Annotated in this window: 26 protein-coding genes; 13 read left to right on the top strand and 13 right to left on the bottom strand. The window is 46.6% G+C overall.

The genetic code is table 11. The features are described 5' to 3' along the window. Positions 1–109: 109 nt before the first annotated feature. From miaA to QZ371_RS02895, 12 genes are all read left to right on the top strand, one after another. Complete coding sequence (gene miaA, locus QZ371_RS02950) at positions 110–1,063, top strand: tRNA (adenosine(37)-N6)-dimethylallyltransferase MiaA (protein WP_295209160.1); 954 nt, start codon at positions 110–112, stop codon at positions 1,061–1,063. 90 nt (positions 1,064–1,153) lie between these two features. Next, a complete protein-coding gene (hfq, locus tag QZ371_RS02945; RefSeq protein ID WP_295209157.1) occupies positions 1,154–1,396 on the top strand; it encodes an RNA chaperone Hfq in 243 nt (80 codons plus the stop codon). Positions 1,397–1,409: 13 nt separating this feature from the next. Beyond that, on the top strand, positions 1,410–2,645 hold the full coding sequence (locus QZ371_RS02940; protein WP_295209155.1) for an HlyD family efflux transporter periplasmic adaptor subunit: 1,236 nt from the start codon (positions 1,410–1,412) through the stop codon (positions 2,643–2,645). Next, positions 2,593–3,339 carry a YggS family pyridoxal phosphate-dependent enzyme gene (locus QZ371_RS02935; RefSeq protein ID WP_295209152.1) on the top strand — a complete coding sequence of 249 codons (747 nt, stop codon included), beginning with the start codon at positions 2,593–2,595 and terminating at the stop codon, positions 3,337–3,339. Before QZ371_RS02940 ends, QZ371_RS02935 begins: the two co-directional genes overlap by 53 nt. 2 nt (positions 3,340–3,341) lie before the next feature. Then, entirely contained in the window at positions 3,342–3,785 is a 444-nt protein-coding gene (locus tag QZ371_RS02930) for a cell division protein SepF (RefSeq protein WP_295209149.1), read from the top strand. 3 nt (positions 3,786–3,788) lie between these two features. Continuing rightward, positions 3,789–4,568, top strand: coding sequence for a YlmH/Sll1252 family protein (locus QZ371_RS02925; RefSeq protein ID WP_295209146.1), 780 nt, complete (start codon positions 3,789–3,791; stop codon positions 4,566–4,568). 18 nt (positions 4,569–4,586) lie between these two features. After that, positions 4,587–5,345, top strand: coding sequence for a DivIVA domain-containing protein (locus QZ371_RS02920; RefSeq protein WP_295209143.1), 759 nt, complete (start codon positions 4,587–4,589; stop codon positions 5,343–5,345). 51 nt (positions 5,346–5,396) lie between these two features. Then, entirely contained in the window at positions 5,397–5,915 is a 519-nt protein-coding gene (gene lspA / locus QZ371_RS02915) for a signal peptidase II (protein WP_295209141.1), read from the top strand. After that, positions 5,902–6,819 carry an RluA family pseudouridine synthase gene (locus QZ371_RS02910; RefSeq protein WP_295209140.1) on the top strand — a complete coding sequence of 306 codons (918 nt, stop codon included), beginning with the start codon at positions 5,902–5,904 and terminating at the stop codon, positions 6,817–6,819. The genes lspA and QZ371_RS02910 overlap by 14 nt, the downstream gene beginning before the upstream one ends. 35 nt (positions 6,820–6,854) lie before the next feature. After that, entirely contained in the window at positions 6,855–7,676 is an 822-nt protein-coding gene (locus QZ371_RS02905) for a Cof-type HAD-IIB family hydrolase (protein WP_295209137.1), read from the top strand. A gap of 22 nt (positions 7,677–7,698) precedes the next feature. After that, entirely contained in the window at positions 7,699–8,538 is an 840-nt protein-coding gene (locus QZ371_RS02900; protein WP_295209134.1) for a transketolase, read from the top strand. 3 nt (positions 8,539–8,541) lie between these two features. Continuing rightward, on the top strand, positions 8,542–9,489 hold the full coding sequence (locus tag QZ371_RS02895) for a transketolase family protein (RefSeq protein WP_295209132.1): 948 nt from the start codon (positions 8,542–8,544) through the stop codon (positions 9,487–9,489). 130 nt (positions 9,490–9,619) lie between these two features. Here the strand turns inward: QZ371_RS02895 and QZ371_RS02890 are convergent, their stop codons facing one another. Further along, positions 9,620–12,052 carry a hypothetical protein gene (locus QZ371_RS02890; RefSeq protein WP_295209131.1) on the bottom strand — a complete coding sequence of 811 codons (2,433 nt, stop codon included), beginning with the start codon at positions 12,050–12,052 and terminating at the stop codon, positions 9,620–9,622. A gap of 20 nt (positions 12,053–12,072) precedes the next feature. After that, positions 12,073–14,172 (bottom strand): MMPL family transporter, encoded by a 2,100-nt coding sequence (locus QZ371_RS02885; protein WP_295209174.1) that lies wholly within the window; start codon positions 14,170–14,172, stop codon positions 12,073–12,075. 301 nt (positions 14,173–14,473) lie between these two features. Here QZ371_RS02885 and QZ371_RS02880 point away from each other — a divergent pair, with 301 nt between their 5' ends. After that, a complete protein-coding gene (locus QZ371_RS02880; protein ID WP_295209130.1) occupies positions 14,474–15,091 on the top strand; it encodes a TetR/AcrR family transcriptional regulator in 618 nt (205 codons plus the stop codon). A 175-nt stretch (positions 15,092–15,266) separates the two neighbouring features. Here the strand turns inward: QZ371_RS02880 and purD are convergent, their stop codons facing one another. From purD to purC, 11 genes are all read right to left on the bottom strand, one after another. Beyond that, the gene (gene purD / locus QZ371_RS02875) at positions 15,267–16,622 is read right to left on the bottom strand and encodes a phosphoribosylamine--glycine ligase (RefSeq protein WP_295209127.1); all 1,356 of its coding nucleotides are present in this window, start codon (positions 16,620–16,622) and stop codon (positions 15,267–15,269) included. Between the two features lie 94 nt (positions 16,623–16,716). Continuing rightward, positions 16,717–17,418 (bottom strand): PsbP-related protein, encoded by a 702-nt coding sequence (locus tag QZ371_RS02870; protein WP_295209125.1) that lies wholly within the window; start codon positions 17,416–17,418, stop codon positions 16,717–16,719. Positions 17,419–17,655: 237 nt separating this feature from the next. Further along, on the bottom strand, positions 17,656–18,837 hold the full coding sequence (locus QZ371_RS02865) for a phosphoribosylaminoimidazolecarboxamide formyltransferase (RefSeq protein ID WP_295209122.1): 1,182 nt from the start codon (positions 18,835–18,837) through the stop codon (positions 17,656–17,658). Positions 18,838–18,878: 41 nt separating this feature from the next. Continuing rightward, on the bottom strand, positions 18,879–19,412 hold the full coding sequence (locus QZ371_RS02860) for a hypothetical protein (protein WP_117876437.1): 534 nt from the start codon (positions 19,410–19,412) through the stop codon (positions 18,879–18,881). Between the two features lie 16 nt (positions 19,413–19,428). Further along, entirely contained in the window at positions 19,429–19,926 is a 498-nt protein-coding gene (locus tag QZ371_RS02855) for a hypothetical protein (protein ID WP_295209117.1), read from the bottom strand. A gap of 30 nt (positions 19,927–19,956) precedes the next feature. Further along, positions 19,957–20,673, bottom strand: coding sequence for an IMP cyclohydrolase (locus QZ371_RS02850; protein WP_295209114.1), 717 nt, complete (start codon positions 20,671–20,673; stop codon positions 19,957–19,959). A 24-nt stretch (positions 20,674–20,697) separates the two neighbouring features. After that, positions 20,698–21,330, bottom strand: a complete 633-nt coding sequence (purN, locus tag QZ371_RS02845) for a phosphoribosylglycinamide formyltransferase (protein ID WP_295209106.1) — start codon at positions 21,328–21,330, stop codon at positions 20,698–20,700. A 12-nt stretch (positions 21,331–21,342) separates the two neighbouring features. Beyond that, positions 21,343–22,383 carry a phosphoribosylformylglycinamidine cyclo-ligase gene (gene purM / locus QZ371_RS02840; RefSeq protein ID WP_295209103.1) on the bottom strand — a complete coding sequence of 347 codons (1,041 nt, stop codon included), beginning with the start codon at positions 22,381–22,383 and terminating at the stop codon, positions 21,343–21,345. Positions 22,384–22,403: 20 nt separating this feature from the next. After that, positions 22,404–23,828 carry an amidophosphoribosyltransferase gene (gene purF / locus QZ371_RS02835; RefSeq protein ID WP_295209100.1) on the bottom strand — a complete coding sequence of 475 codons (1,425 nt, stop codon included), beginning with the start codon at positions 23,826–23,828 and terminating at the stop codon, positions 22,404–22,406. Positions 23,829–23,835: 7 nt separating this feature from the next. Next, entirely contained in the window at positions 23,836–25,257 is a 1,422-nt protein-coding gene (locus QZ371_RS02830) for an amidophosphoribosyltransferase (protein ID WP_295209097.1), read from the bottom strand. A gap of 4 nt (positions 25,258–25,261) precedes the next feature. After that, entirely contained in the window at positions 25,262–25,978 is a 717-nt protein-coding gene (gene purC, locus QZ371_RS02825; protein ID WP_295209094.1) for a phosphoribosylaminoimidazolesuccinocarboxamide synthase, read from the bottom strand. Positions 25,979–26,001: the final 23 nt, after the last annotated feature.

The raw sequence follows: 26,001 nt of genomic DNA, 5'->3' as shown, positions 1-26,001 counted from the left end.
CTTGACATACGACAGTATGCCTGCAAAATTTCTATACAATCTGACGAAAAATCTGGCTGCGCATCTTACGCACAATCCTTGTGCGGTGTTGCCTTAAAATGTAACGGAGGTGAGACTTACGGACAAGAAGATACCCCTGCTGGTCATTGCAGGGCCGACCGCCAGCGGAAAAACTGCCACAGCGGTGGAGCTTGCGAAAATTTATGACGGCGAAGTGATCTCGGCGGACTCAATGCAGATCTATAAAGGTCTGAGTATCGCAACGGCAAAGCCCACTAAAGAGGAAATGCAGGGCGTGCCACATTATCTTGTTGACTTTCTTGAACCCGATAAGTCTTTTTCCGTGGCTGATTATGTGAAGCTTGCTGGAGAGCGTATACGGGATATACACAGCCGTGGAAAGCTGCCTATCGTCTGCGGCGGGACGGGGCTTTATATAAGTTCGCTGGTGGATAATATAATCTTTGACGACACCGAAACGGACGGCAGCGTGCGAAAGCGCCTTGAAGCCGAAGCGAAAGAGATAGGCAATCACGAACTTTGGCTAAGGCTCAAAGAAGTTGACCCTGCCACAGCCGAAAAAGTCCACGAAAATAATCTGCCCCGAGTTATAAGAGGGCTGGAGGTCTTTGAGACCACAGGCGTGCCGCTTTCTCAGCACAAGATAAACAGCCGCCGTGAACAATCGCCTTATAACGCCTGTATGATCGGTCTGACGGCTTCTGACAGGCAGTTCATTTACGACCGCATTAACCGCCGTGTGGATATAATGGTGGAAAACGGCCTTATCGAGGAATGCAGACAGTTTTATGAAAGCTTCACCCCTGCAACGGCATATCAAGCGATAGGCTATAAAGAACTTGTGCCTTACTTTGAGGGCAGGGCAGAGCTTGGGGACTGTCTCGACAAAATAAAGCAGGAAAGCCGCCATTATGCCAAAAGACAGCTCACTTGGTTTAGAAGAGTTGACGGAATTAAGTGGGTGGAAACGGACAAATTTGATAATTTGAAAAAAATTATCGAAAATATTCAAAATATTATAGCCAAATCCGAAATTATGTGATATAATATAAGTTGAGCATATATGACGTGGCGGAAATTCCGCCATTAAAGTGCAAATTATTGCTCGAAAACTATTTAGGAGTGTTTTTTTATGAATAAGAATCTTAATCTTCAGGACGTTGTTCTCAATCAGATCAGAAAGGACAAGATAACTTCAACATTTATCCTTATGAACGGCTATCAGTTCAAGGGTATCGTTAAGGGCTTTGACAGCTATGTTGTAGTTCTTGACTGCGAGGGCAAGCAGAACGTTGTTTATAAGCACGCAATCTCAACTATCGTGCCTTCAAAGTATATCAATATCCTTGACGCAGCAGGCAGTTCTGAGGCATAAGAGGTAGAAAAGTATGAATTCATTGACCGTTAAGATCCTTACCGGTCTGCTTTCCGTACTCATTCTTACCACTATCGGCAGTCAGATATATTATAATCTCACCGACCGTCACGATACCGAAGAGGCTGTCCTCACCACTATAAATGAGGATATACCTTTCCAAGGCGTTATCGTCAGAGACGAAAAAGTCATCACATATGACGGCGGCGGTGTCCTTGACTATACCTATTCCGACGGCAGCAAGATATCTGTCGGCAACACTATCGCCACAGTTTATTCCTCTGAGGGCGCCGTCACGGCAAAGAACAAGATAAAGCTGCTCGAAGAGGAGATAAACGCCCTTGAGCGAGCACAAAACCCCGGCACGACAAATTACGTCCAGCCGGAGACTATCAAGAGCAAGATCGACGGCGAGTATAAAGAGCTGCTGGCTTATTCGGTACAGGATAATTTCTCCGACTTTGCAAAGGTCAGAGAGGACTTGTCCCTGGTGATGAATATTTATAATATCGTCACAAAAACTGAGCAGAGCTATGATGACAAGATAAACGAGCTCCAACAGAAGGTGAACGATCTTGAAAGCCAGACCGCCGATTCGAGCAAGAAGATAACCGCCGATGAAACGGGCTATTTCGTTTCCTATGCTGATGGCTATGAGAGCGAGCTCACCACGGAGAACGCAGCCGATCTTACCGAAAAGCAGATACAGGATATAATTGACAACCCTGCAAAGAGTGTTGACAATGCAGTCGGAAAGATGTTCACGGATTATTCCTGCAAGATCGTTGGCGTTTTTGACAATGATAAGAGAATAACCGAGGGTTCGTGGCTGCAAATGACGCTGAGCACCACCAAAAACGTTTACGACGTTCAGGTGGATTCAGTCAAGCCTTGCGAGGACGATGAGGATAAGATCGTTGTGACCCTTAGCTGCGACAGACTTGACGAAGCGCTGGTGGAATCAAGAGTGCAGTCGGCAGAGCTTATTTTCGACGAGTATCAGGGACTTAAAGTGCCAAGAAGCGCAATCCGCTTTCAGGGCGACCAAAAGGGCGTTTACGTTATCCTCGGCAAGGATATAACATTCAAGAAGATCGACGTTATCTATGAGGGCGATGATTATGTGCTCTCGAAGAATACCTCAGATGAGGATTACCTGCTGCTTTACGATCAAATTTTGTTAGAGGTGGTTTCAGATGAAGATGTGCAGCGAAGCAAATCAGACAGCAAAGATGTCAGCTCAGGATAATTATTTCCCCGAGGTTCTTGAAAACTGTAAAGAGATATGTTATAATATAGAGAACGCTAAGGCAAAATGGCGCAAAAGCGACGAGATCATAAAGGCAATGGCGGTCACAAAGACCGTTTCGCCCGAAAAGGTCAATTTTGCCGTTAAACAGGGCTTTACGCTCCTTGGTGAGAACAGAGTGCAGGAGTATCTTTCTAAGAAGGACTTTTACGATAAAAGCGCAGAGGTGCAGTTTATCGGGCACTTGCAGACCAACAAGGTGAAATATATAATAAATGACGTAACGCTGATCCAGTCGGTGGATGATCTCAAGCTTGCGCAGGAGATAAACAGGCTGGCGGCTAAGAACAATAAGGTGATGAATGTCCTTATCGAAATAAATATCGGTGATGAAGCCACAAAGAGCGGCGTTCCTGCCGATATGGCGGAGGAGCTTGTGAGACAGGCCGCCGAACTGCCGAACATTTCGGTAAAGGGTCTTATGGCGATACCGCCTGTTGGCTCTGGTGAGGACGTTTTCGACAAAATGCACGGGATCTTTCTGCGTGTAAAGGAAAGATCTATCCCGAACGTTTCTATGGATATACTTTCAATGGGGATGTCGGGCGACTATGAGATGGCTATCAAGCACGGCTCAACTTTGGTGAGAATCGGAACAAAGCTTTTCGGAGCTAGAAATTATTTGGAGGGTTAAAAATGGGCGTTTTACAGGGTTTTAAAAATTTGTTCGTTGGCGAGGACGAACTTGAGCAGGAGGATAATATGTATCAGCAGCCAACATATGAGAGCAAGGCTGAATACAGCGAAAAGCCTAAGACAGCAGGCTATGAGGCTCCACGTCCAATGAGAATGGAACAGACAACTACTTTGCAGATAGTTCTTGCAAGACCAAACGATTTTTCTGAGGTCAAGTCTATCGGCGGTGATATAAACGAGGGCAAGACAGTTTTGCTCAACCTCGAAACAGTTAAGAGCGAGGACGCTAAGAGAATCCTCGACTTTATCTCAGGCGTTGCTTATGCAAACGGCGCAGATATCAAGATGATGGCGCAGAAAACTTTTGCCATTATGCCAAGAAACGTTGGCTTCAGCGGCGTTGACCTTATGAGCGAGCTTGAGAACAACGGTTACAGCTTCTAAGGTATGGCAGAGGGCAAATATCATTTTCTACCCGATCTGAGCAATGAGGACAAGGTGCTGCTCGATAAGCTCAGCGATTGGGCGAGGAGCGCACAGGATAGGTATTTTTCAAGGTTTTCAGCTTTTCTTGACGAAAGGCAATGTCTGCTTTGCGAGAAACTTATGTCCTCGATGAAATATGAAAACTATGAGTTGTGGGGCGGTTATGAAAATGCGCAGCGGAAAATGGTCTGCGTTTATTCCGATTATGCCCAGCCTGCAAGAGAAGATTTCCCACTTAAAGCCGTAACATTTACATACAGAAACGGCGATAAGCTTACTCATAGGGACTTTTTAGGGTCGCTTATGGGACAGAGGATAACTCGTGACAGCGTGGGCGATATACTTGTGAACGAAGGGCAGACTGTTGTATTTGTCCGTGACAGCGTTGTCGACGACGTGATGCTGATCAGTAAGATCGGCAGGATAGGCGTTAAGGCGCAGGAAGGCTTTGAAGAAGGCTTCACGCCGCAGGTGAAAATGCAGGAGATAGGCGGCACGGTGGCTTCATTAAGAGCCGACTGCGTGCTGAGCCTTGCTATAAGGGCTTCAAGAGAAAAGTCCGCACAGCTTATTAAGAATACAGGAATAGAGATAGATCACTTTTTGAAAAATGCGCCGAAAGCGCTTCTTGAAGAGGGCTGCGTGTTCTCGGTGAGAGGTCACGGCAAGTTCAAGCTTGTGTCCGTTGACGGCGTTACTAAAAAGGACAGAATACATATAACATTGCAGAAATTTGTGTAAAAATCAGGAGGTTCTATTATGTTGAGTCCAAACAGTATCAAGGGCAAGACCTTTGAGACAGAAAAGAATGGTTACAGTAAGGACGATGTAAACGAGTATCTTTCACAGGTCGCAGCAGATTATGCTGAGGTCGTTAAGGCTAATCAGGAAACTGAGGCCAAGATAATCAAGCTGGTCGAGAAGATCAACGAGTACAGAGAGGACGAAGAGGCTATCCAGCAGGCGCTCATCGTTGCCCAGAAGGAAGCCAATAAGATACTCACAGAGGCTAAAACACTGGCTCACGATATGATCGAGTCTGCAAAGACCGAGCAGGTAAGACTTGCTGAGCAGAGCGCTTCCGAGTGCGAGAGGATCGTTAAGGAGCACAAAGAAAAGTGCGCAGAGCTCATCAAGACAAATACCGAGATCACAGAAAAGAAGATAAACGAAGTAAGAGCCGCTTATGACGACGAGCTTGCAAAGTATGAAAATCTCAAGGCTGAGGTAACATACTTCAAGGCTAATCTGACTGAGCTTTACAATAAGCAGATCAGACTTATTATGGAGATCCCGACAGTATCTGAGGAGGAGCTTGACGCAGCTCAGGAAGATTATGCCGAGGAAGAAACAGCCGAGCAGACTGAGGAAGCTATCGAAGAGGTTGCCGCAGAGGAGACTGACGAAGCTGCACAGGCTGAGAAGGAGCACGTTGAAAAGGTGCTCAACACAGGTTCATTTGACCCTGTTATCCCAAAGACAGCACCGTCTGATCTTAAATTCGGAAAGAATAACTAAAACCATAGGCTCTGTTCAAACGCAGAGCCTTTTCAAGGTTTGGAGAAAAGTATGTTTGTAATTTCACTTTTGATAATGGCGGCTCTTGTGGCTGCGGATCAGCTCATAAAGCTGGCGGTGGTGGATAAGCTTCCGCTGAACGGCCAGCCACTTGAGGTGATAAAGTTCGGCAGCTTCAAGGTTTTCAGCCTTACGCATATCAGAAACAGCGGTGCTGCTTGGAGTATGATGTCGGGCAAGACCTGGTTTCTCGTCGGCCTGCCGATAATAGTGTGCATTGCGGCGATCGTCTATATGTACAAGATACGCAAGGGCTCAAAGCTTGAGATGATCTCTCTCGCAATGGTGCTTGCAGGCGGTATCGGTAATCTTATCGACAGGATAAGGCTTAAAGAAGTCGTTGACTATATCAAGTTTGAACCCATAAATTTCCCTATTTTCAACTTTGCGGATATCTGTATCGTTATCGGCGGAATACTCTTTGTGCTTTGCTTCTGCTTTATGGACGATAATAAGGCTCATAAGGACAAGAAGCAAAAGGCGGAAAGTGGTGCAGATGAACAGGCTTGATCTGATAGTTGAAGAGGCGCAGGTCGGCGAGCGTATCGACAGATTTTTGTCGGCGCAGGAAACAGGGCTTACACGGTCTGCTGTTCAAAAGCTTATCGAGGACGGCGGCGTGACTGTCTTGGGCAAGAGCGTTGCGAAGAATTATAAGCTCCGTGAGGGCGACAGCGTCACGATGATAATTCCCGACCCTGTTGAGCTTGATGTTAAACCGCAGGATATCCCTGTTGAGATAGTTTATGAGGACAGTGAGCTGCTTGTGGTGAACAAACCAAAAGGTATGGTCGTCCACCCTGCCGCAGGCAATCCCGACGGAACCCTTGTGAATGCTCTGCTTTATCATTGCAAGGGCAGACTTTCGTCAATAAACGGCGTTATCCGACCGGGTATCGTCCATAGGATAGACAAGAATACCAGCGGCCTGCTAATAGTTGCCAAGACCGACAGCGCACATAATTTCTTGGCGGCTCAGATAAAAGAGCATAGCTTTACAAGAGAGTATGAGGCGGTGCTGACAGGCGGACGTCTCAAAACCCACACGGGCACAGTTGACGCACCTATCGGCAGGAGCAAGTATGACCGCAAAAAAATGTGCGTGACCGAGCTTAATTCAAAGCACGCTGTTACACATTATGAAGTTCTCGAAGAGCTGGGACAGTATTCGCTGGTGAAGTTCAAGCTTGAAACAGGCAGAACTCATCAGATAAGAGTACATTCGGCGTATATCGGCCACCCGGTCTATGGCGATGACGTTTACGGAAAGGCTGTCAAAGGGCTGGAAGGTCAATGCCTTCACGCAAAGAAGATAGGCTTTATCCACCCGAAAAGCGGCGAATATATGGAATTTGACAGCGAACTGCCCGATTATTTTCAGGCAGTGCTTAAAAAGCTCAGAGGAAACATTTAGGGCGCTAATTCGCCCATTATACAGGGAGAGATATTATGTTTGAAGATATATCCAAGGTAGTGCTTGTAACGGATATGGACGGAACATTCCTGCCTGCAAGTAAGATACCTACTAAAAAATGCCTTGACGCTGTTCAGCGTTTCGAGGCAGACGGCGGCAGATTTTCTATCGCCACAGGAAGAGCGATACAGGCGGCAAGACCTTATTTCGATATGGTGAAAGTCAATTGCCCCATAATAATGTCAAACGGCGGAATGGTCTATGACATATACAAAAAAGAGCAGATATATGACGTTTTTCTGCCTCAGTCGGTGAGGGAAGTCGTCAAGGAGATTCTTCACGATAACCCATATGTTGGCTGCGAGGTGCTGACCGTCAACGAGGTCTATGTGCCTAATATGACGCCAATGGAGAGGCGCCACAACGAGATATGTCAGCTGATACCTGTTATCTGCGGCGTGGACGATATTCCAGACAAGAACTGGTATAAGGTGCTTTTTGCCGTTGAGCCTGAGCGTATGTACGAGCTTATAAGCTATGTTGAGAAAAAGGGCTACACAGGCGTTGATTTTGTCCGTTCCAGCATTGAGTATTACGAGATACTTCCCCAGAACATTTCAAAGGGCACGGCTCTTGATGAACTGAGAAAAGCCTGCCATATGGAAGGGTATACCTTTGTTGCGGCTGGAGATTATAATAATGATATTGAGCTTTTGCAGGCGGCTGACGTGGCAGTTTGCCCGTCAAATGCGGCAGAAGATGTCAAGAAAGTCGCTGATATCGTCTTTGAGCAGTCTTGCGAAGAGGACTTTATTGCGGCGGTAATAGATCACATATACGAAGAATTGAAGAAATAATTATATTTGGAGGTCAAACAGTATGGACGAAACATTGAAAAAACAGCTTGAGATCACAGCCTGCAAGGTTCGTCTCGGAATCCTTGAGGGAGTGTTCAATGCAAGATCCGGTCACCCAGGCGGCTCGCTTTCTATCGCCGACCTTATGACTTATCTTTATTTTGCAAAGATGAACGTTTATCCCGACAAGCCCGAAGAGCCGCAGAGAGACAGACTTGTGCTCTCAAAGGGTCACACAGCCCCAGCGCTTTATGCAACACTTGCCGAGAAAGGCTTTTTCCCTAAGGAAGAGCTCAAGTCACTGAGACACATCGGCGCAATGCTCCAGGGTCACCCTTGCATTACAATCCCTGGTGTTGATATGTCATCTGGTTCACTTGGACAGGGCATTTCAGTTGCCTGCGGTATGGCGCTCTCCGGCAAGCTCACAAGCGACACATACAAGGTATACACTATCCTTGGCGACGGTGAGATCGAAGAGGGTCAGGTATGGGAGGCTGCTATGTTCGCCGCTCATTATAAGCTTGACAACCTCGTTGCTGTTGTTGATAACAACGGACTTCAGATTGACGGCAAGATCGAAGACGTAATGTCACCATATCCGATCGTTGACAAGTTCGCAGCATTCGGCTGGCACGTTATAACAGCCGACGCTCACGATTTCGATTCTCTCGAGAAAGCATTTGACGAAGCAGAAACAGTCTGCGGTCAGCCTTGCGTTATCGTAATGAAGAGTATCAAGGGCAAGGGCGTTTCATTTATGGAAAACAACGTGTCTTGGCACGGTTCTGCACCTAATAAGGAGCAGTATGAGCAGGCTGTGGCAGAAATAAACGAACAGCTTAAAAGTCTGGAGGGTTAAGCAATGGCAGAATTGAAGAAAAAAGCTACAAGAGAAAGCTACGGCGAGGCCTTGGCAGAGCTTGGTGATAAGTACGAGAACCTTTATGTTTTTGACGCTGACCTTGCTGCGGCAACAAAAACCGGTATATTCAAGAAGAAGTTTCCTGATAGATTTTTTGACTGCGGTATCGCAGAGTCAAATATGATGGGCGTTGCCGCTGGTATGGCTGCAACAGGCAAGATACCATTTGCGTCAACATTTGCAATGTTCGCCGCTGGCAGAGCATTTGAGCAGGTGAGAAACTCTATCGGTTATCCTCACCTCAACGTTAAGATCGGCGCAACACACGCAGGCATTTCCGTCGGCGAGGACGGCGCAACACATCAATGCAACGAGGATATCGCTCTTATGAGAACTATCCCGGGCATGGTGGTAATAAACCCTGCTGACGATGTTGAAGCAAAGGCAGCCGTTGAGGCAGCTATCCTCCACAATGGCCCTGTTTATATGCGTTTCGGCAGACTTGCCGCTCCTATCTTTAACGACCCTGAGACATACAAGTTCGAGCTTGGCAAGGGCGTTAAGCTCCGTGACGGCAAGGACATCGCTATCGTTGCAACAGGTCTTATGGTTTACGAAGCTGTCGAGGCCGCAAAGGCGCTTGCCGCTGAGGGTATCGAGGCAACTGTTATCAATATCCACACTATTAAGCCTATCGACGAGGACATCATCGTTGAAGCTGCAAAGAACACAAAGCTTCTCCTCACAGTTGAAGAGCACAGTGTTATTGGCGGACTTGGCTCTGCTGTTGCTGACGTTCTTGCTGAGAAGTATCCTGCAAAGCTTGTTAAGATCGGCGTGAACGATGAGTTCGGTCATTCGGGCCCAGCCGTTGACCTTCTCAAAGAATACGGTCTCTGCGCTGAGAACATCATCGCAAAGGCAAGAGACGCTGTTAAGGCTAAGTAATTACTTGCATAAATTGAAAAGACGTCCATTTAAGGGCGTCTTTTTTTGTGCGCTGAAATTATAAGAGGATAGCAAAAGCCCCCGAAGCATTGCGCATTCGGGGGCTTTCACTATGTGTGGGAAGTAAAAATTACTCGTCAGCTTTTTTAATAGCCTCAGTCTCGTAAATGTACTTAACTGAGCTCTCAACGCCGTCTGCAACGCCAGAGAAGTTTGTTGACTCATCTGCTGCGGACTTGAGTGCGTCAAGTCTGTCGATAAGACCCTTGAGGTCATCGTTGTATATGTCAAGAAGCTTGCCAATGCCTTCTTCTTTGTACTTTGCCATACCGTCCTTCAATGTCTTAGCGCCGTCTTCCAGCTTCTTAACGCCGTCAACGAGCTGTGTGCTGCCGTCCTTGAGCTGACCAACACCGCTAAACAGCTCTGCGCTGCCGCTTGAAAGTGTTGTTGTGCCCTGTGCAAGCTCAACAAGTGAGGAGTAAAGTGTTGCTGTACCAGCCTTGAGCTGCTTGCTGCCGCTGTCAAGCTTACCAAGACCGCTGTCAAGGCTCTTTGCGCCGTTTGAAAGCTGTGATACACCGCTGTTGAGTGTGTCAACGCCCTTGTCAAGCTGACTTGCGCCTGCCTGTGCTGAGCTTACGCCTGCGGAGAGATCCTTTGTGCCCTTTGAAAGTGAAGCCGCACCGTTGTTGAGCTCCTTGCTGGACTTAGCAAGTGTGTCGATACCAGCGTTAAGTGAAGCAGCGCCGTCGTTTACGCTCTTGAGGCCCTTGTTAAGGCTGTCGATACCGTCAACAAGACCTGTCTGCTTGTCTGTGCCAGTCATACCGGCTGAAAGCTGTGCAACGCCGCCTTTGAGGGTTGTTGCGCCTTCCTTCATCGTGCCGAGGCCGCCGCTTACCTGTGCTGCGCCGTCAGCCGCACCCTGCTGATACTGGATAGAACCGCTAAGGGCTGCGATCATATTGCTAATGCTTGTGTATTCAGCCGAGCCCTCTTCATAGTGAGCAAGAAGCTGCTGAAGTCCTGCAAGTACCTGCTGATCGTATGCGATAGACTGTGAAAGCGCACCGCTTATTCCGTTTACGCCGTCCTCGAGAAGCTGAACGCTTGCAGGGAGGTCTTTAACGCCTTCGGAAAGCTGATTGATACCTGCGTTGAGCTGTGTGATACCAGTCTTGAGGGCTGTTGAGCCGTCATATGTGGACTGTGTGCCTGCTGCAAGTGCGGAAGAACCCTTCTGAAGATCGCCAACTCCTGTAACAAGCTTGCCTGTGCCTGCTGCAAGGGAAGCTGCGCCTGCGTTTACCTGCTTTGCACCGCTTGAAGCTGATGAAAGTCCACTTGAAAGTGCGGAAGTACCGTTTTTGAGGGTTGACATACCGCTGTTTACCTGATTGAAGCCGCCGAGCAGGGCAGTCGAACCGCTGTGAGCTGTGGAGATACCTCTCTGAAGTTCGCCTGTTGAAGAATCAAGCGTCTTAGCGCCGTCACGGAGCTGTGCAGCACCGCTGTTAAGCGTCTTAGCGCCGTCGTCGAGGCTCTTAGCGCCCGAGTAAAGCTTGTCGATACCTGTGATAAGCGTTCCGGAAGAATCAGAAAGCTTCTTGATACCGGCGTAAAGCTCTGCTGTGCCGTCTACAAGTTCGTCAGTTGCATCTGCAAGCTCGTCAAGCTTTTCTTCAAGTTCGTCAGCGTTCTCGATATCGTCAAGACTAAGCTTTGAGAAGATATCAGATGTTGCGACTGTGAGGGCTGTTGTTGCCTCGAAATCCTTAACGTCAGCTGTGTATTCAACATACTCAGGTATCTCGATATCCTCGTTGTCCTCAAGATCAAGACTCTTTGTGAGACCCGGAAGAGCAACGCCGATAAGAATTTGTCTGCTGCCGTCAGAGATAAGCTTACCATTTGTTACCTCAACGTTTGAATAAACGTCTGTGTCGAGGATAGCCGTTGTAGCCATAAGGTAAGGAACGAAGATCTCTGTGTCCTTCTTGCCGATCTTTACGGTTTTCTTTGCATTGTTTGTATAATCATATCTTACTGTGAGTTTACCGCTCTTGCCAGCCAGCTGATCCGGCGTCATTTCCTTGCCGTCAAGAGTGTATGTTACCTTGATGTCAACAGGAAGCTCCTTGTCGGTGTAGCCCTTGTAGTAAATGTCGCCGCCCTCTGTGTCCCAAGTGAGGTTGGTGCCGTTAGCAGAGAAGCCCTCGTCTGTCTTGACGTTCTCGATATCAGTAAGCTCGGAAATATCGGCGAGCTTCTTTACACCATCAGGATTTTTCAGCCAGTTGGAAACGATAGTCTTTGTCTTGTTGCCAGAAGCGTCGGTCACAACGTAAACTGTCTCGTCCTTAGCCTGCTTTTCCTCATCGCTGTCAGACTTTGAAGAAGTTTTCTTGTCTTTTGTATCTGTGTCCTTTTTATCTGTTGAAGTTGTTGAAGTCTTGCTGTCTGTGCTGCTGTCCGACTGTGCGAAAGCGTAAAGACCTGTGCAGCCTGCTGAGAGAAGTACGGCGAGAACGCCTGCAAGAACTCTTGAATACTTTTTCATATGTAAGATCTCCTTTTCAGTTAGTGGATTTCGGGAAGCTTATAAAGCTTATCCTCTTTCTTTTTCATACCCATAGTTGTGTTGATGATGACCTTGTCAAAGAGCATAAGCATTGAAGGAAGTATGCAGATAACTGTTATCATACTTACGATCGCACCTCTTGACATCAGTGTGCAGAGCTGTGAGATCATATCTACGCTTGAGTAAACGCCAACGCCGAATGTTGAAGCGAAGAAGCCAAGAGCGCTGACCATAATAGACTTCATTGAAGTGCTGAGTGCTATTGAAACAGCTTCATGCTTATCCTTGCCTGCGTTACGTTCGATCTTATATCTTGTTGTCATAAGGATAGCGTAGTCAACAGTTGCACCCAGCTGAATCGTTCCGATAACTACCGAGGCGATAAACGGTATCGTCGTATTGGTGAAGCAAGGGAACGCCATATTTACTGTGATAGCAAATTCGATGACTGCCACAAGAATGATAGGCAGTGAGATCGATCGGAGAGCTATCAGAATGATGATGAAGATAGCTGCGATGGAAACAATGTTTACTACCTTAAAATCGTGGTCTGTGATGTCGATAAGGTCCTTCGTTGCTGCAGCCTCACCGATAAGCATTCCGTTCTTGTCATAGGATTTAAGTATCTTGCTGAGCTCGTCGATCTGAGCGTTTTCCTCATCGGAAGCCACCTTGTATTCAGAACCCACCAGCATAAGCTGCCAATTCTCGCTCTTGAGTATGCTCGTTACTGATTCCGGAACAGCTTCCTGTGGGATAGACGGTCCGATAAGAGTGTCGAGTGCAAGTGAGAAGCTTACGCCGTCAACATCGCCCATTTCCTTGAGCATTGAGTTGACTTCCTTTGGCTTCATATCAGCGTCAACGAGAAGCATATGTGTTGTCGCCATATGATACTCTTCATCGAGCTTGCTGTTAGCGATAACGCTGTTGAGCTCCTTTGGAAGAGTGTCTGTCAGGTTGTAATAAACGTTAGTATTGATCTGTCCGTAAACCGCTGGGATAAGGACAACGATGAATGCGATGATAAATGCAACGTGGTGCTTGATGATGAACTTTGCAGGCTTTTCAAGACTAGGGACGAGATCCTTGTGCATTGTCTTTTCAAGCGCTTTGTCGAATACAAGTATCATTGAAGGGAGGACTGTGATACAGCAGATAACGCCGATAACAACGCCCTTTGCCATTACGATACCCATATCCATACCGAGCCTATAAGTCATAAAGCAAAGTGCAAGGAAGCCTGCAACTGTTGTTATGGAGCTTGATACGACTGAGCTGATGGTCTTGCTGATCGCAATAGCCATCGCTTCTTTCTTATCATCTGGGTGAAGCTCTTTTTGTTCCTTATAGCTGTGCCACAAGAAGATGGAATAGTCAATCGTTACCGCCAGCTGGAGCACCGCCGCAAGGGCTTCTGTGATAAAGGATATCTCGCCTTGTATGAAGTTGGTGCCCATATTGTATATGATCGCCATACCAACACTGAGCATAAAGAATACTGGGATAAGGAAAGAGTCCATTGTAAGCGCAAGGATTATACTTGTGAGGATAACTGCGATAACAACGTATATCGGAGCTTCCTGCATTGTCAAGTCCTTGATATCCTCAACGACTGAGGACATACCGCTTACGAAGCATTGCTCGCCTGCGATCTTTCTGATCTGAACAACGGCGTCAAGTGAACCGTCGGCTGATGTTGCTTCATCGAAGAAAACAGCCATCATTGTGGAATTATCGGTGTTGAAGAAGTCGTAGATATCGTCCGGAAGAACTTCCTTTGGAAGTGAAACGTCTGCAAGTGAATCGTACCAAAGCACGTCGCAAACGTGGTCAACGTTCTCGATCTTTTCCTTTACCTTCTCAACGTCCTTATCGTCCATACCCTCCAGCATTACGAGAGAAAAACCGCCCTTGCCGAAATCATCCAGCATAATGTCTTGGCCTTTCATCGTCTCGATATCTGACGGAAGATAAGAAAGGATATCATAGTTTATTCTCGTGTTCAAAAATCCGAATATTGCCGGAACGAGAAGCACGATGCTGACTATGAGTATCGGTATACGGAGTTTTACAACCCCTCTGCCAAATTTCTGCATCAAAAGTCATTCCCTTCACATAAATTAGACTTTAAGCTATGCTTTAAAATTACCTTAAAGTCTTTCACTATCTGAAAGTATACTACAAAACTGACCAACAGTCAATAGTAAAATGACCATTGGTCAATCATTTTGTAGAATTGCACAAAATGACCAACGGTCACTACTGACTATTAGTCATTTTTTTTAGTTGACTTTACAGGTATTATGTATTATAATTATAACTAGTAAGTTTAACTGCCTAAACACTATAAATAATGGGAAAAATAAAGGCAGTCGATTTTGAAAGGACGTGTTGAAAATGGGCAAGCTTGATACCAATAAGAAGGTAAAAGAAGACTCTCTGCTTAACACGGCTTTCAGTCTTTTTACTACCAAGGGCGTGAGCAAGACCTCGATCTCTGACATTGTAAACAATGCAGGCGTGGCAAAGGGAACGTTCTATCTCTATTTCAAGGACAAGTACGATATCCGCAACAAGCTGGTCTCACACAAATCTTCCCAGCTTTTTCAAAACGCTATCGAGGCACTCAGCGCAAGCGATAAGAAATTCACGTTCAATGAGCGTATCGTGTTCATTGTCGATAATATCATAAATCAGCTCAACGAAAACAAATCGCTGCTGACATTCATTGCGAAAAATCTAAGCTGGGGCGTTTTCAAGCACGCCCTCACAACGCCTATCAAGGACGATATCGACTTTAGAAACATCTATGACGCAATGCTGGAGGACGCACCTTATAATATTGAGCAGCCCGAGATCATGATATTTATGATCGTCGAGTTGGTAAGCTCCACCTGCTATTCTGCCATACTTTACAGCGAGCCTGTTGAGCTTGAGACTTTCAAGCCCTACCTTTATAAATGTATAAACAACATCATCGACACACATATCGGCTCGGCAAAAGAAGGGCAGTAATTGAATCAATTTTGCATATAAAAAGCGGACGAAAACAAATTCGTCCGCTTTTGTGTTATAAACCTATTTGTAATGTAGGGGACGGCGTCCTCGACGTCCCCTTGGATGGCGTCCTCGACGTCCCCTTGGATGGCGCCCCCGACGCCCCACTTCAACATTGTGCATTATTGGAAATTTACTGTCTCAGATAAACGCCGTTTTCCTCAATGTAATCTTCCATATCCTGCTTGTATTCAAGATCAAGAGGATCGCTCGGGATAGCTTTCAGCGCTCTCTGTCCGATATCCTTTCTGTAATGCTCTCCCTCGAACTTGATCTTTGAAACAGCCTCGTATGACTTGTCCAAAGCACCCTGGAGAGTGAACGCATTGCAGGTAACGCCGAGAACACGTCCGCCGTTTGTGTAGAACTTGCCGTTCTCGTACTTTGTTCCTGCGTGATAAATAAACGCACCGTCTACCTGTCCCTTGTCGTCCATACCGCTCATTTCGATACCCTTCTTGTACTTGACAGGATATCCGCCGCTTGCCATCACAACGCAGGTGCAGTAGCCCGACTTCCAGCCGATCTTTACGTCAGCAAGCTTATGATCGTAGATAGCTTCAAATATCTCGCAGAGATCGCCCTCAAGCATTGGAAGCACTACCTGCGTCTCAGGATCGCCAAAACGACAGTTGTATTCGATGACCTTAGGACCATTTGGCGTGAGCATAAGTCCGAAATAGAGACAGCCCTCAAATGTTCTGCCCTCAGCGTTCATTGCGTTGATAGTCGGCAGGAAAATCTTTTCCATACATTCCTTTGCAATGTCCTCTGTGTAATATGGGTTTGGAGCGACTGTGCCCATTCCGCCTGTGTTAAGACCCTTGTCGCCGTCAAGCGCTCTCTTGTGATCCATTGACGAGATCATCGGAACGACTGTCTTGCCGTCTGTAAATGAAAGTACAGAAACCTCAGGGCCTGTGAGGTATTCCTCAACAACGATAGTTGAACTGCTTTCGCCGAACTGCTTGTCGTCGATCATAGAGTGGATAGCTTCAACAGCTTCCTTTTCACTTTCTGCAAGAATTACTCCCTTGCCCAAAGCAAGTCCGTCAGCCTTAATAACAGCAGGGTATGTGTTCTGCTCCTTGACATACTTGATAGCTTCCTCGCTGTTTGTGAAAACTTCGTATTTTGCAGTAGGTACGTTGTATTTCTTCATAAGATCCTTTGAAAAGACCTTTGAACCCTCGATGATAGCTGCATTCTTTTTAGGACCGAAAGTCTTGAAGCCCTCAGCCTGCAAAGCGTCCACCATTCCCAGTACCAGCGGATCGTCCGGCGCAACTGCCACCATATCAACCTTGAGCTTCTTTGCCAGCGCAACAACGCCCTCGATATCAGTAGCCGCAACGTCAAAGCACTCAGCATATCGTGAGATACCGCCGTTTCCCGGTGTGCAGTAAAGCTTGTCAACTCTTGGCGATTCAGCCAGCTTCATAACGATAGCGTGTTCACGTCCGCCGCCGCCTACAACCAATATATCCATAGTTAGACCTCCTGTAAAATTATTTGCATTGCCTTATTATAACAATACCGCACAAAAAGCTGTGCGGTATTGATTTGTTTTAAATATCGTCCGATCACTTGATCTCAAAACTGTCAAGGATAGTTTTGAACTCGTCCTGAAGCTTGTCATAAGCAGAATCGTTTGCGCCGTATGTTACAACGATAAGGTTGCCGTTGTCAGAAACGATGATCTGATTTAGGTAAACTGTTACAGAACCGATCTCGCCTGTTACGTCAACGATGTAAGCGTCCTTGCCTGCAAACTTGTCTTCCTTGTCGTTTGTTACTGTGTAACCGTCCATTGCGTCATATGTAGCCTTGATCTGATCTGCATAGTCAGCAGCGGTAAGACCATTGAGAAGCTCGTCAGACATTGAGATAACGTTGATAGAAGCGGAAGCAAGGTTAGCGTCGTCAGCGGAATCAGCGTATGTGAACATACAGTCAACGCCGGAAGTCTCGCTTATTGCCCACTTTGAAGAATCAATTGTGAATGAGTAGAGGGAGCTGTCATAAACGTTGTTCTCATATGTACCCTCAGCCTCATCAGCTGTTGAATCGTCAGCAGGAGCTTCTGTCTCAGTCTTAGTATCAGCGACAGAATCAGCCTCAGCAGCAGTTGTCGTTGTAGTTGTTGTATCGTCCTCAGCAGCAGCGGCTGTTGTTGTAGTTGTGGTAGCCACAGCCTTGTTTGAAGAATCTTCTTCCTTCTCAGAGCAGCCTGTTACTGCAAATACCATAGAAAGTGCCATAATCGACGCAAGAATTTTTTTCATACTAATTTCTCCTTCATTTATTGTTTTGTTATATCTATATGCAAAGCAACATCACGCAATGCCATATACCAAGTGAAATGCAAATATCCGTATAGCAGGGAAGTAATGCAGAAAAGTTAGTGACCACATAAGCTCCCCACCAAAGTTAAGAGCTCAATGCAACCGTCTTTTCCTTATCAACCCTATCCTCGGGCTACTGTGTAAAGTCACCAAGCAGTACAGTTTATGCGAATTAAATCAATGGTGGAAGAGTCTTATGCCTGTGAATGCCATTGCCATATTGTACTTGTTGCAGGTCATAATAACGTGATCATCTCTGATAGATCCGCCCGGCTCTGCAATGTATGCAACACCGCTCTTGTGAGCTCTCTCGATGTTGTCGCCGAATGGGAAGAATGCGTCTGAACCAAGACAAACGTCTGTGTTCTTTGCAAGCCATTCCTTCTTTTCTGCCTCTGTGAGAACTTCCGGCTTTACCTTGAATGTGTTCTGCCATACGCCATCTGCAAGAACGTCGTCGTGCTCGTCAGAAATATAAACGTCGATAGCGTTGTCTCTGTCAGGACGTCTGATGTTGTCAACGAACTGAAGTCCCAGAACCTTTGGGTGCTGTCTCAGCCACCAAATGTCAGCCTTGTTTCCTGCCAGTCTTGTGCAGTGTATTCTTGACTGCTGACCTGCTCCGATACCGATAGCCTGTCCGTCCTTTACATAGCAAACGCTGTTTGACTGTGTGTATTTCAAAGTGATGAGTGAGATAACAAGATCAGTTTTCTTGTCCTCAGGTATCTCCTTGTTGTCTGTTACGATGTTTGTCAGCATATCATTGTCGATCTTGAGCTCGTTGCGTCCCTGCTCAAAAGTTACGCCGAATACCTGCTTTCTCTCAATTGGCGCAGGAACATAGTTCTCGTCGATCTTGATGATGTTATATGTGCCCTTTCTCTTTGACTTGAGTATCTCAAGAGCTTCATCTGTGTAGCCCGGTGCGATGATACCGTCAGAAACTTCTCTCTGGATCATCTTTGCTGTGCAGGCGTCGCACTCGTCAGAAAGTGCAATGAAATCGCCGTATGATGACATTCTGTCAGCGCCTCTTGCTCTTGCATAAGCACTTGCAAGGGGAGTGAGCTCGCCCAGATCGTCAACAAAATATATCTTCTTTTCAATGTCGCTCAAAGGCTTGCCGATAGCAGCACCGGCAGGTGAAACGTGCTTGAAAGAAGTCGCAGCACACATACCAGTTGCCTTTTTAAGCTCTCTTACCAGCTGCCAGCCGTTGAATGCGTCAAGCAGATTGATGTAACCCGGCTTGCCGTTGAGCACCTCGATAGGAAGATCCTTGCCCTCCTCCATAAATACTCTTGACGGCTTCTGGTTAGGGTTGCAGCCGTATTTTAAAAGCATTTCATTTGCCATAATTTTTACCTCCGTTATTTTTTATGAATAGTCCCTTTGCGTCAGTCCATCGCAAATAATGCCACTCCTGCCATTACCGCCACAATAAGCACCGCAATAAATGACATATAGAAAAGCAGTATCAGCCTGCCTTTGCCTTTCTCTTTTACGTCCCACTTTTTTGACGGAATAGTAGGTCTTGTAACGCCCAGTATTATCGGTACAATGAGCATATATCCCAGTGTAAAGAGAATAAGGTTTATGCTTGGCGTTTCGTCTTGATTTTTCATAAGCATAAAAACAGGTATCACAAGTTCAGCGTGGGCGACCGACATAAATATACGCCATATCCTCCGCTGCTTTAGCTTTCTGTCCCTTACGCTGTTGAGTGCCTCCTCCGAGGCTTTTCTTTTAAGGAACTCCTCCTGCCGCAGCCTTACCTCTTCAAGCTTTGCCTCGTCAACTATCTTGACAGTTCTAGTGCCGTCATCAATGTAGTTCTGAGTGCCGCAGTAAGGGCAGTAGACGATCTTTTTATCCTCCTCAATGGTTATCTCGCCGCCGCAGTGTTTGCATTTAAGTGCGATAAGCTCCAAATTACTTCCCCCCCGACTATTTCAAATACTTCAAGTAAATTTTACCCACAGCGAAGAAAATCACCGTGAACGTTATGTAAAACAGTACCGCAGTCTTTATTCTGCTCAGCCCTCCTGCGTTTCTCGGCTTGACCACCGCCAAAAGTATCGGAAAGCCTATCCAAACGCATATTGCCGCAATTATGGCGAATACCGACTGATACATAACAGCACCGCTGAACAGCAGTGTAAAAACAACGTGCAAAACAATGGAAAGAATTATCCAGCCCTGTCTTTGTGATGCAGACTTGTATCTGCCCCTGTCCTCTTCGTTTTGGAGCTTTCTGTCAAAGTCTGAGACCTCTTTGTTGAGCTTTATTTCTTTGAGTTTTGCCTCGTCGATAACGTTGATTATCCTGTTGCCGTCATCAAGAAGTATCTGTGAGCCGCAGTATTTGCAAAACGTCCGCTTTTGTCCCTCGTGGACCTCAAGCTCACCGTTGCATTTGGGACATCTTAGAGCAACTAACTCCATTTTTCAAACTCCCTGTCTATGATCCTTTGCTTACTTGCTGTATTTGTTTACAACCTTAGAAACAGCCTTGCCGCTTGCGATATCGATGTATCTCACAAACAGCGATACCTTGTTGTCCTCGTTTAGAGCCTCCCAAAGCTTGCCCGTGAACTCTTCGATATCGTTAGGTATCTCCACCTTCTTAGGCTCGCCCTCAAAGCTTGGCAGAGGATTGCTGTCGCCCATATATGTGTGGATAAAGTGGCCAACGCCGTCAAGTGGGTTTGTGTAGGAATAAGTAAATCTCTCGCAGCAATCAGGGTTGCCGTCAGCGGACTTTAATATGCTCATCGCATAGTTATAAGTGCCGTTTTCAACGTGCATAATGCCAGAGATACGAGGTGTGTAATTCGGAGCGTCGTCCTCATACTCTCTTGTTCTCAGCGACTGCTCAAAAGTCTGCTGCTTGTCCATAAGTTCATAGATCGTGTCAGTCTGATCGCCGTTTGTAACGATAGTCTTGTTGCCCAGCACACGAACAGGGGAGTATATAATAAGGTGTGGGTCGGAAAGCTTGCTAGGGTCAGCGGCCTCAGTCTTGATACCGTCCTCAGTTTCTGTGAAAACTCTGTTTCTTGAGTTCACGCTTCTGCCCATGATAAAATAAGCAGTCACAGCACTCTTTCCGTCAGCAGATTTGCCTATAACGATACCTCTGCCCGGATATGAGTTGCTTTTAAGCTCGTCATAAATATTAAGGGTCTTCATATTTTTCTCCTCCATAATAAGCATTTAATCTTTAAGGTCAACGTAAGCCTTGCCGTCCTTAATGGTTATCCTGTCCTCGCAGAATAGGGAAACAGCCTTCGGCAGAAGCTTCCATTCAACGTTTTCCATTATCTTCTTTTGCAGGCTCTCAGCCGTTTCATCATTGGCAACGTCAACAGCGCCTTGCAGGATTATCGCACCTGCGTCGGCCTCTTCGTTGACAAAATGTATCGTCGCTCCCGAAACTTTCACGCCGTATTCAAGCGCCTTTTCGTGAACTTTCAGTCCGTAAAAGCCCTCGCCGCAGAATGAAGGTATAAGGGCAGGGTGAACGTTTATTATCCTGTACGGATAAGCCTTTGTGACGCATTCGTCAAGTATCACCATAAATCCTGCCAGCACGATAAGGTCAGCCTGCTGCTTGTTAAGCTCTGCAAGGATAGCCTCGCTGTAAGACTTGTTGTCGGCATATTCTTTTCTGGGGATAACAACGGTGTCAATGCCTGAGTTTTGGGCTCTTTCAAGGGCATAAGCGCCCTCTTTTGAAGATATAACGCAGGTTATCTTGCCGTTTTTTATAATGCCGCTTTTTTCAGCGTCAATAAGCGCCTGCAAATTTGTTCCGCCACCCGAAACAAGAACGCAAATCTTTTTCATATTCCTTTACCCTTAGCAGATGATAACGCCCATATCGGAGTCAACAAGCTCGCCGAGGACATAAGCTTCCTCGCCTGCCGCCTTGATAGCTTCGATAGCCTTATCAGCGTCAGACTTGTCAACAACAACCGTCATACCAACGCCCATATTGAATGTGTTGAACATATCTCTCTCAGGGATATTGCCTGTCTTAGCAATAACGTCAAAAATAGGAAGAACTTGTACGTCGCTTCTTGCGATCTTAACGGAAAGACCCTTTGGAAGTGAACGTGGGATATTCTCATAGAAGCCGCCGCCTGTGATGTGTGAGATAGCCTTTACCTTAACAGCGTCAAGCAGGCTCATAACAGCCTTTACATAGATCTTTGTTGGTGTAAGAAGTGTCTCGCCAAGTGTCTTGCCAAGCTCGTCATAATGAGTGGAAAGTGTCTTTGCGTCAACATTGAACACCTTTCTAACGAGTGAGAATCCGTTTGAGTGAACGCCGCTTGACTTGATAGCGATCATAACGTCGCCAGCCTTCTGAGTTGCAGGGTCAAGTATCTTGTCCTTGTCAACAATGCCAACAGAGAATCCTGCAAGGTCATACTCGTCAACAGGATAGAAGCCCGGCATTTCAGCAGTTTCGCCGCCGATAAGTGCGCAGCCTGACTGCACGCAGCCCTCTGCAACGCCCGAAACGATCTGAGCGATCTTCTCAGGATAGTTCTTGCCAACTGCGATATAATCAAGGAAGAACTGTGGCTTTGCGCCGCAGCAGATAATGTCGTTTACACACATTGCAACGCAGTCGATACCAACTGTGTCGTGCTTGTCCATAAGGAAAGCGATCTTGAGCTTCGTGCCAACGCCGTCTGTGCCCGAAACGAGAACCGGCTTTGTGATACCTGTCATATCAAGCTCAAAAAGTCCGCCAAAGCCGCCGATACCGCTGAGAACGCCGCTTGTCATCGTCTTTGCAACGTGCTGCTTCATAAGTTCAACTGCCTTGTAGCCTGCGGTAACGTCAACGCCTGCTTCCTTATAGCTGTTTGAAAAACTGTTTGTATTCATAATTTATATCCTCTCAGTCATTATTTCTTTTCAGAGATCTTCGATTCAAATTTATCCTTTGGCATATCCTTCGGTACGTCGATAGGATATTTTTCAGTAAAGCAGCCCACGCAGAAATCACAATCAGAGTTTCCCGCAAGCTTCTTTACGCTTTCAACGCTCAGATAGCCTAAGCTGTCAGCGCCGATGAATTTGCATATCTCTTCGTTGGACATCTTGCAGGCGATAAGATTTTCCTTGCTGTCGATATCCGTTCCGAAATAGCAGGGGGCAATGAATGCAGGTGATGAGATACGAACGTGTACCTCTGTTGCTCCTGCGTCTCTAAGCAGCTTGACGATACGTCCCGAAGTTGTGCCTCTGACGATACTGTCGTCTATCATAACGACCCTCTTGCCCTTGACCGTGCTTGAGATAGCGTTGAGCTTTATCTTGACGGAATTTGTTCTCTCCGTCTGACTAGGTTGTATGAATGTTCTTCCGATGTATCTGTTCTTTATAAAGCCGATACCATAAGGGATTCCGCTCTCTTGTGAAAAACCAAGTGCGGCGTCAAGTCCCGAATCTGGTACGCCTATTACGATATCAGCGTCAACAGGGTGCTCTCTCCAAAGATATTTGCCTGCTCTGAGCCTTGCCATATGCACGCTTGAACCCTCGATAACAGAATCGGGTCTTGCGAAATAAACATACTCGAACACGCAGATAGTGCCTTTTTTGCCGCAATGTGTGGTGATAGAGTTGAGGCCGTTTTTGTCGATGACGATTATCTCGCCCGGCTTTAAGTCTCTGATATATTCAGCGCCGATACTATCGAAAGCGCAGGTCTCCGAAGCTACCACATAGCCGTCGTCTATCTTGCCGAGACACAGCGGTCTGAAGCCGTCGGGGTCTCTTGCGGCGATAAGCTTTGTCGGTGACATTACCAGCAGGGAATAAGCGCCCTTGATCTTGTACATTGCCTTCTCGACGGCTGCCTGTATGGACGGCTGTCTGAGACGCTCTTCGGTGATAGTATAGGAAATGACTTCCGTATCGTTTGTGCTGTGGAATATCATACCCTTGTTTTCAAACTGTTCTCTCAGCTCTCTCGCATTGGTGAGATTGCCATTGTGGGCGATAGACATAGGTCCTTTGATATGCCTTACAACAAGTGGCTGAGCGTTTGAAGCGTTGCAGTTGCCTGTTGTGGAATATCTGACGTGACCGATAGCGATATTGCCTTCGCCCAGCCTGCCGAGAGTTTCCTTGTCAAATACTTGATTGACAAGACCGACATCTTTATGATAGCTGAACACGCCGTCGTCGTTTACAACAATGCCGCAGCTCTCCTGTCCTCTGTGCTGTAGCGCATAGAGCGAAACATAAGTCTGTGCCGCAACATCGCTTGTGTGGTTAGTGTAAATGCCGAAAACGCCGCATTCTTCGTGGATACCTGTTACCAATTTAAAATCATTCCCTTCCGTTCCAGCAGTAGCTGCAAAGCTCACATTCGGGCTTGCCAACTGCCTTTACCGTGCCCTCAAGCGACTGGAACTCCAAGGAGGTGAGTTTCAGCCTTCTGCATATCTCGTCACGCAGGAGCTTTCCTCTCTCCGTGCTTGAGTTGCTGTATTCTTCAATGTATTTTACTCCCTCGATACCTTCGTTCTCGTCGATTATCTGTCTAGCGATAAGTTCGAGCTCAGAAGTGCTTCTTGAGAAGTTAAGATACTTGCAGCCATACATAATAGGCGGACAGGCTGATCTCATATGTACTTCCTTTGCGCCGTTCTCATAGAGAAATTCAACTGTTTCTCTCATCTGAGTACCTCTTACGATACTGTCGTCAACGAACAGCAGTTTCTTGCCCTCGATAAGTTCGTGGACAGGGATAAGCTTCATCTTAGCCACTCTGTTTCTCATTGACTGGCTCGTCGGCATAAAGCTTCTCGGCCAAGTCGGAGTGTACTTTATAAAAGGTCTCGCAAAGGGGATACCGCTCTTATTGGCATAACCGATAGCGTGAGGTACGCCCGAATCAGGGATACCGCACACAAAGTCAACGTCAGGCAGTTTGCCGTTTTTCATATCGTTCTCTGCCATGATCTCGCCGTTGCGTGTTCGCATAAGCTCAACGTTGACGCCCTCATAGCAGGCGGTCGGGTAGCCGTAATAAGTCCACAGGAAGGTACATATCTTCATCTTGTCCGTGCCCTCGCTGAGTATCTCATATCCGTCTTTAGTTATTTTCGTTATCTCGCCTGCCTTTAGTTCGTGACAGGTCTGATATCCAAGCTTTTGATATGCGAAAGATTCAAACGAGAAGCAGAAGCCGTCGGAACGCTTGCCCAGTATGATAGGCAGTCTGCCGTCCTTGTCCCTTGCCGCAATGATAGAATTTTCCGTCATAAGCACCAATGACATAGTGCCTTGTATCTTGCTTTGCGCATATCTAATGCCGTCAACAAAATTGTCCTTCTGAGCGATAAGAGCGCCGATAAGTCCTGCGGAATTGATCGCACCGCTGCTCATTGTCTCGAAGTTTGCGCAGCCTTTCTCAAGAAGTTCCTGCGCCAAAATGTTGGCGTTTGTGATTATACCGATAGAACATACCGCATAAAGTCCAAGCTTGGAGCGGACCATGATCGGCTGAGGGTCTGTGTCGCTTATGCAGCCGATACAGATATTTCCTCTCATTCTATCTACGTCTTTTTCAAATTTAGTTCTAAATGGTGAGTTTTCAATGCTGTGTATATTTCTCTGAAAGCCCAGCTCGGGGGAGTATGAAGTCATACCGCCCCTTCTGGTGCCTAAGTGTGAATGGTAGTCGGTCCCGAAGAAAACATCCTGAATACAGTCATTAGCTGAAACAGCTCCGAAAAAACCGCCCATAAATCTATTCTCCCATAACTCTCTTTATCATTTCCTGGTAAGCTTCTTCTACGCCGCCCATATCTCTTCTGAATCTGTCCTTATCAAGCTTTTCGTGGGTCTTTGAATCCCAGAAACGGCAAGTATCAGGTGAGATCTCGTCTGCAAGAAGGATCTTTCCGTGGAATCTGCCGAACTCGATCTTGAAGTCGATAAGGTCGATACCGATATTCTTGAAGAAGCCGAGCATAAATTCGTTTACCTTGAAAGCGTACTTTGTGATATCAGCGATCTCTTCCTCAGTTGCAAGACCGAGACCGAGTGCATAATACTTGTTGATGAATGGGTCGCCCAGCTCGTCGCACTTGTAGCTGAATTCAAGCGTTGGCTGCTTGAGTGGAGTGCCTTCCTCGATGCCGAGCTTCTTTGAGAAGCTGCCTGCTGCAACGTTTCTTACGATAACTTCCAGAGGAACGATCTCTACCTTCTTAACGATAGTTTCTCTGTCGGAAATTTCCTCTACGAGGTGAGTTGGAACGCCTTCCTTTTCAAGAAGCTTGAACATATAGTTTGTCATCTTGTTGTTGATAGCGCCTTTGCCAACGATAGTGCCTTTCTTTTCGCCGTTGAATGCTGTAGCGTCGTCCTTGTAATCAACGATAACGAGGTCTGGGTCGTTTGTAGCGAATACTTTCTTAGCCTTGCCCTCATAGAGCTGTTCTGTCTTTACGATGTTTTCCATAAGTTTATTCCTCCATAAAATTA

The organism is Ruminococcus sp. (assembly GCF_019423705.1).
Lineage (GTDB): Bacteria > Bacillota > Clostridia > Oscillospirales > Ruminococcaceae > Hominimerdicola.
Note: the sequence above shows the minus strand (reverse complement) of the source record. Positions and strands in the feature narration are given on the sequence as shown.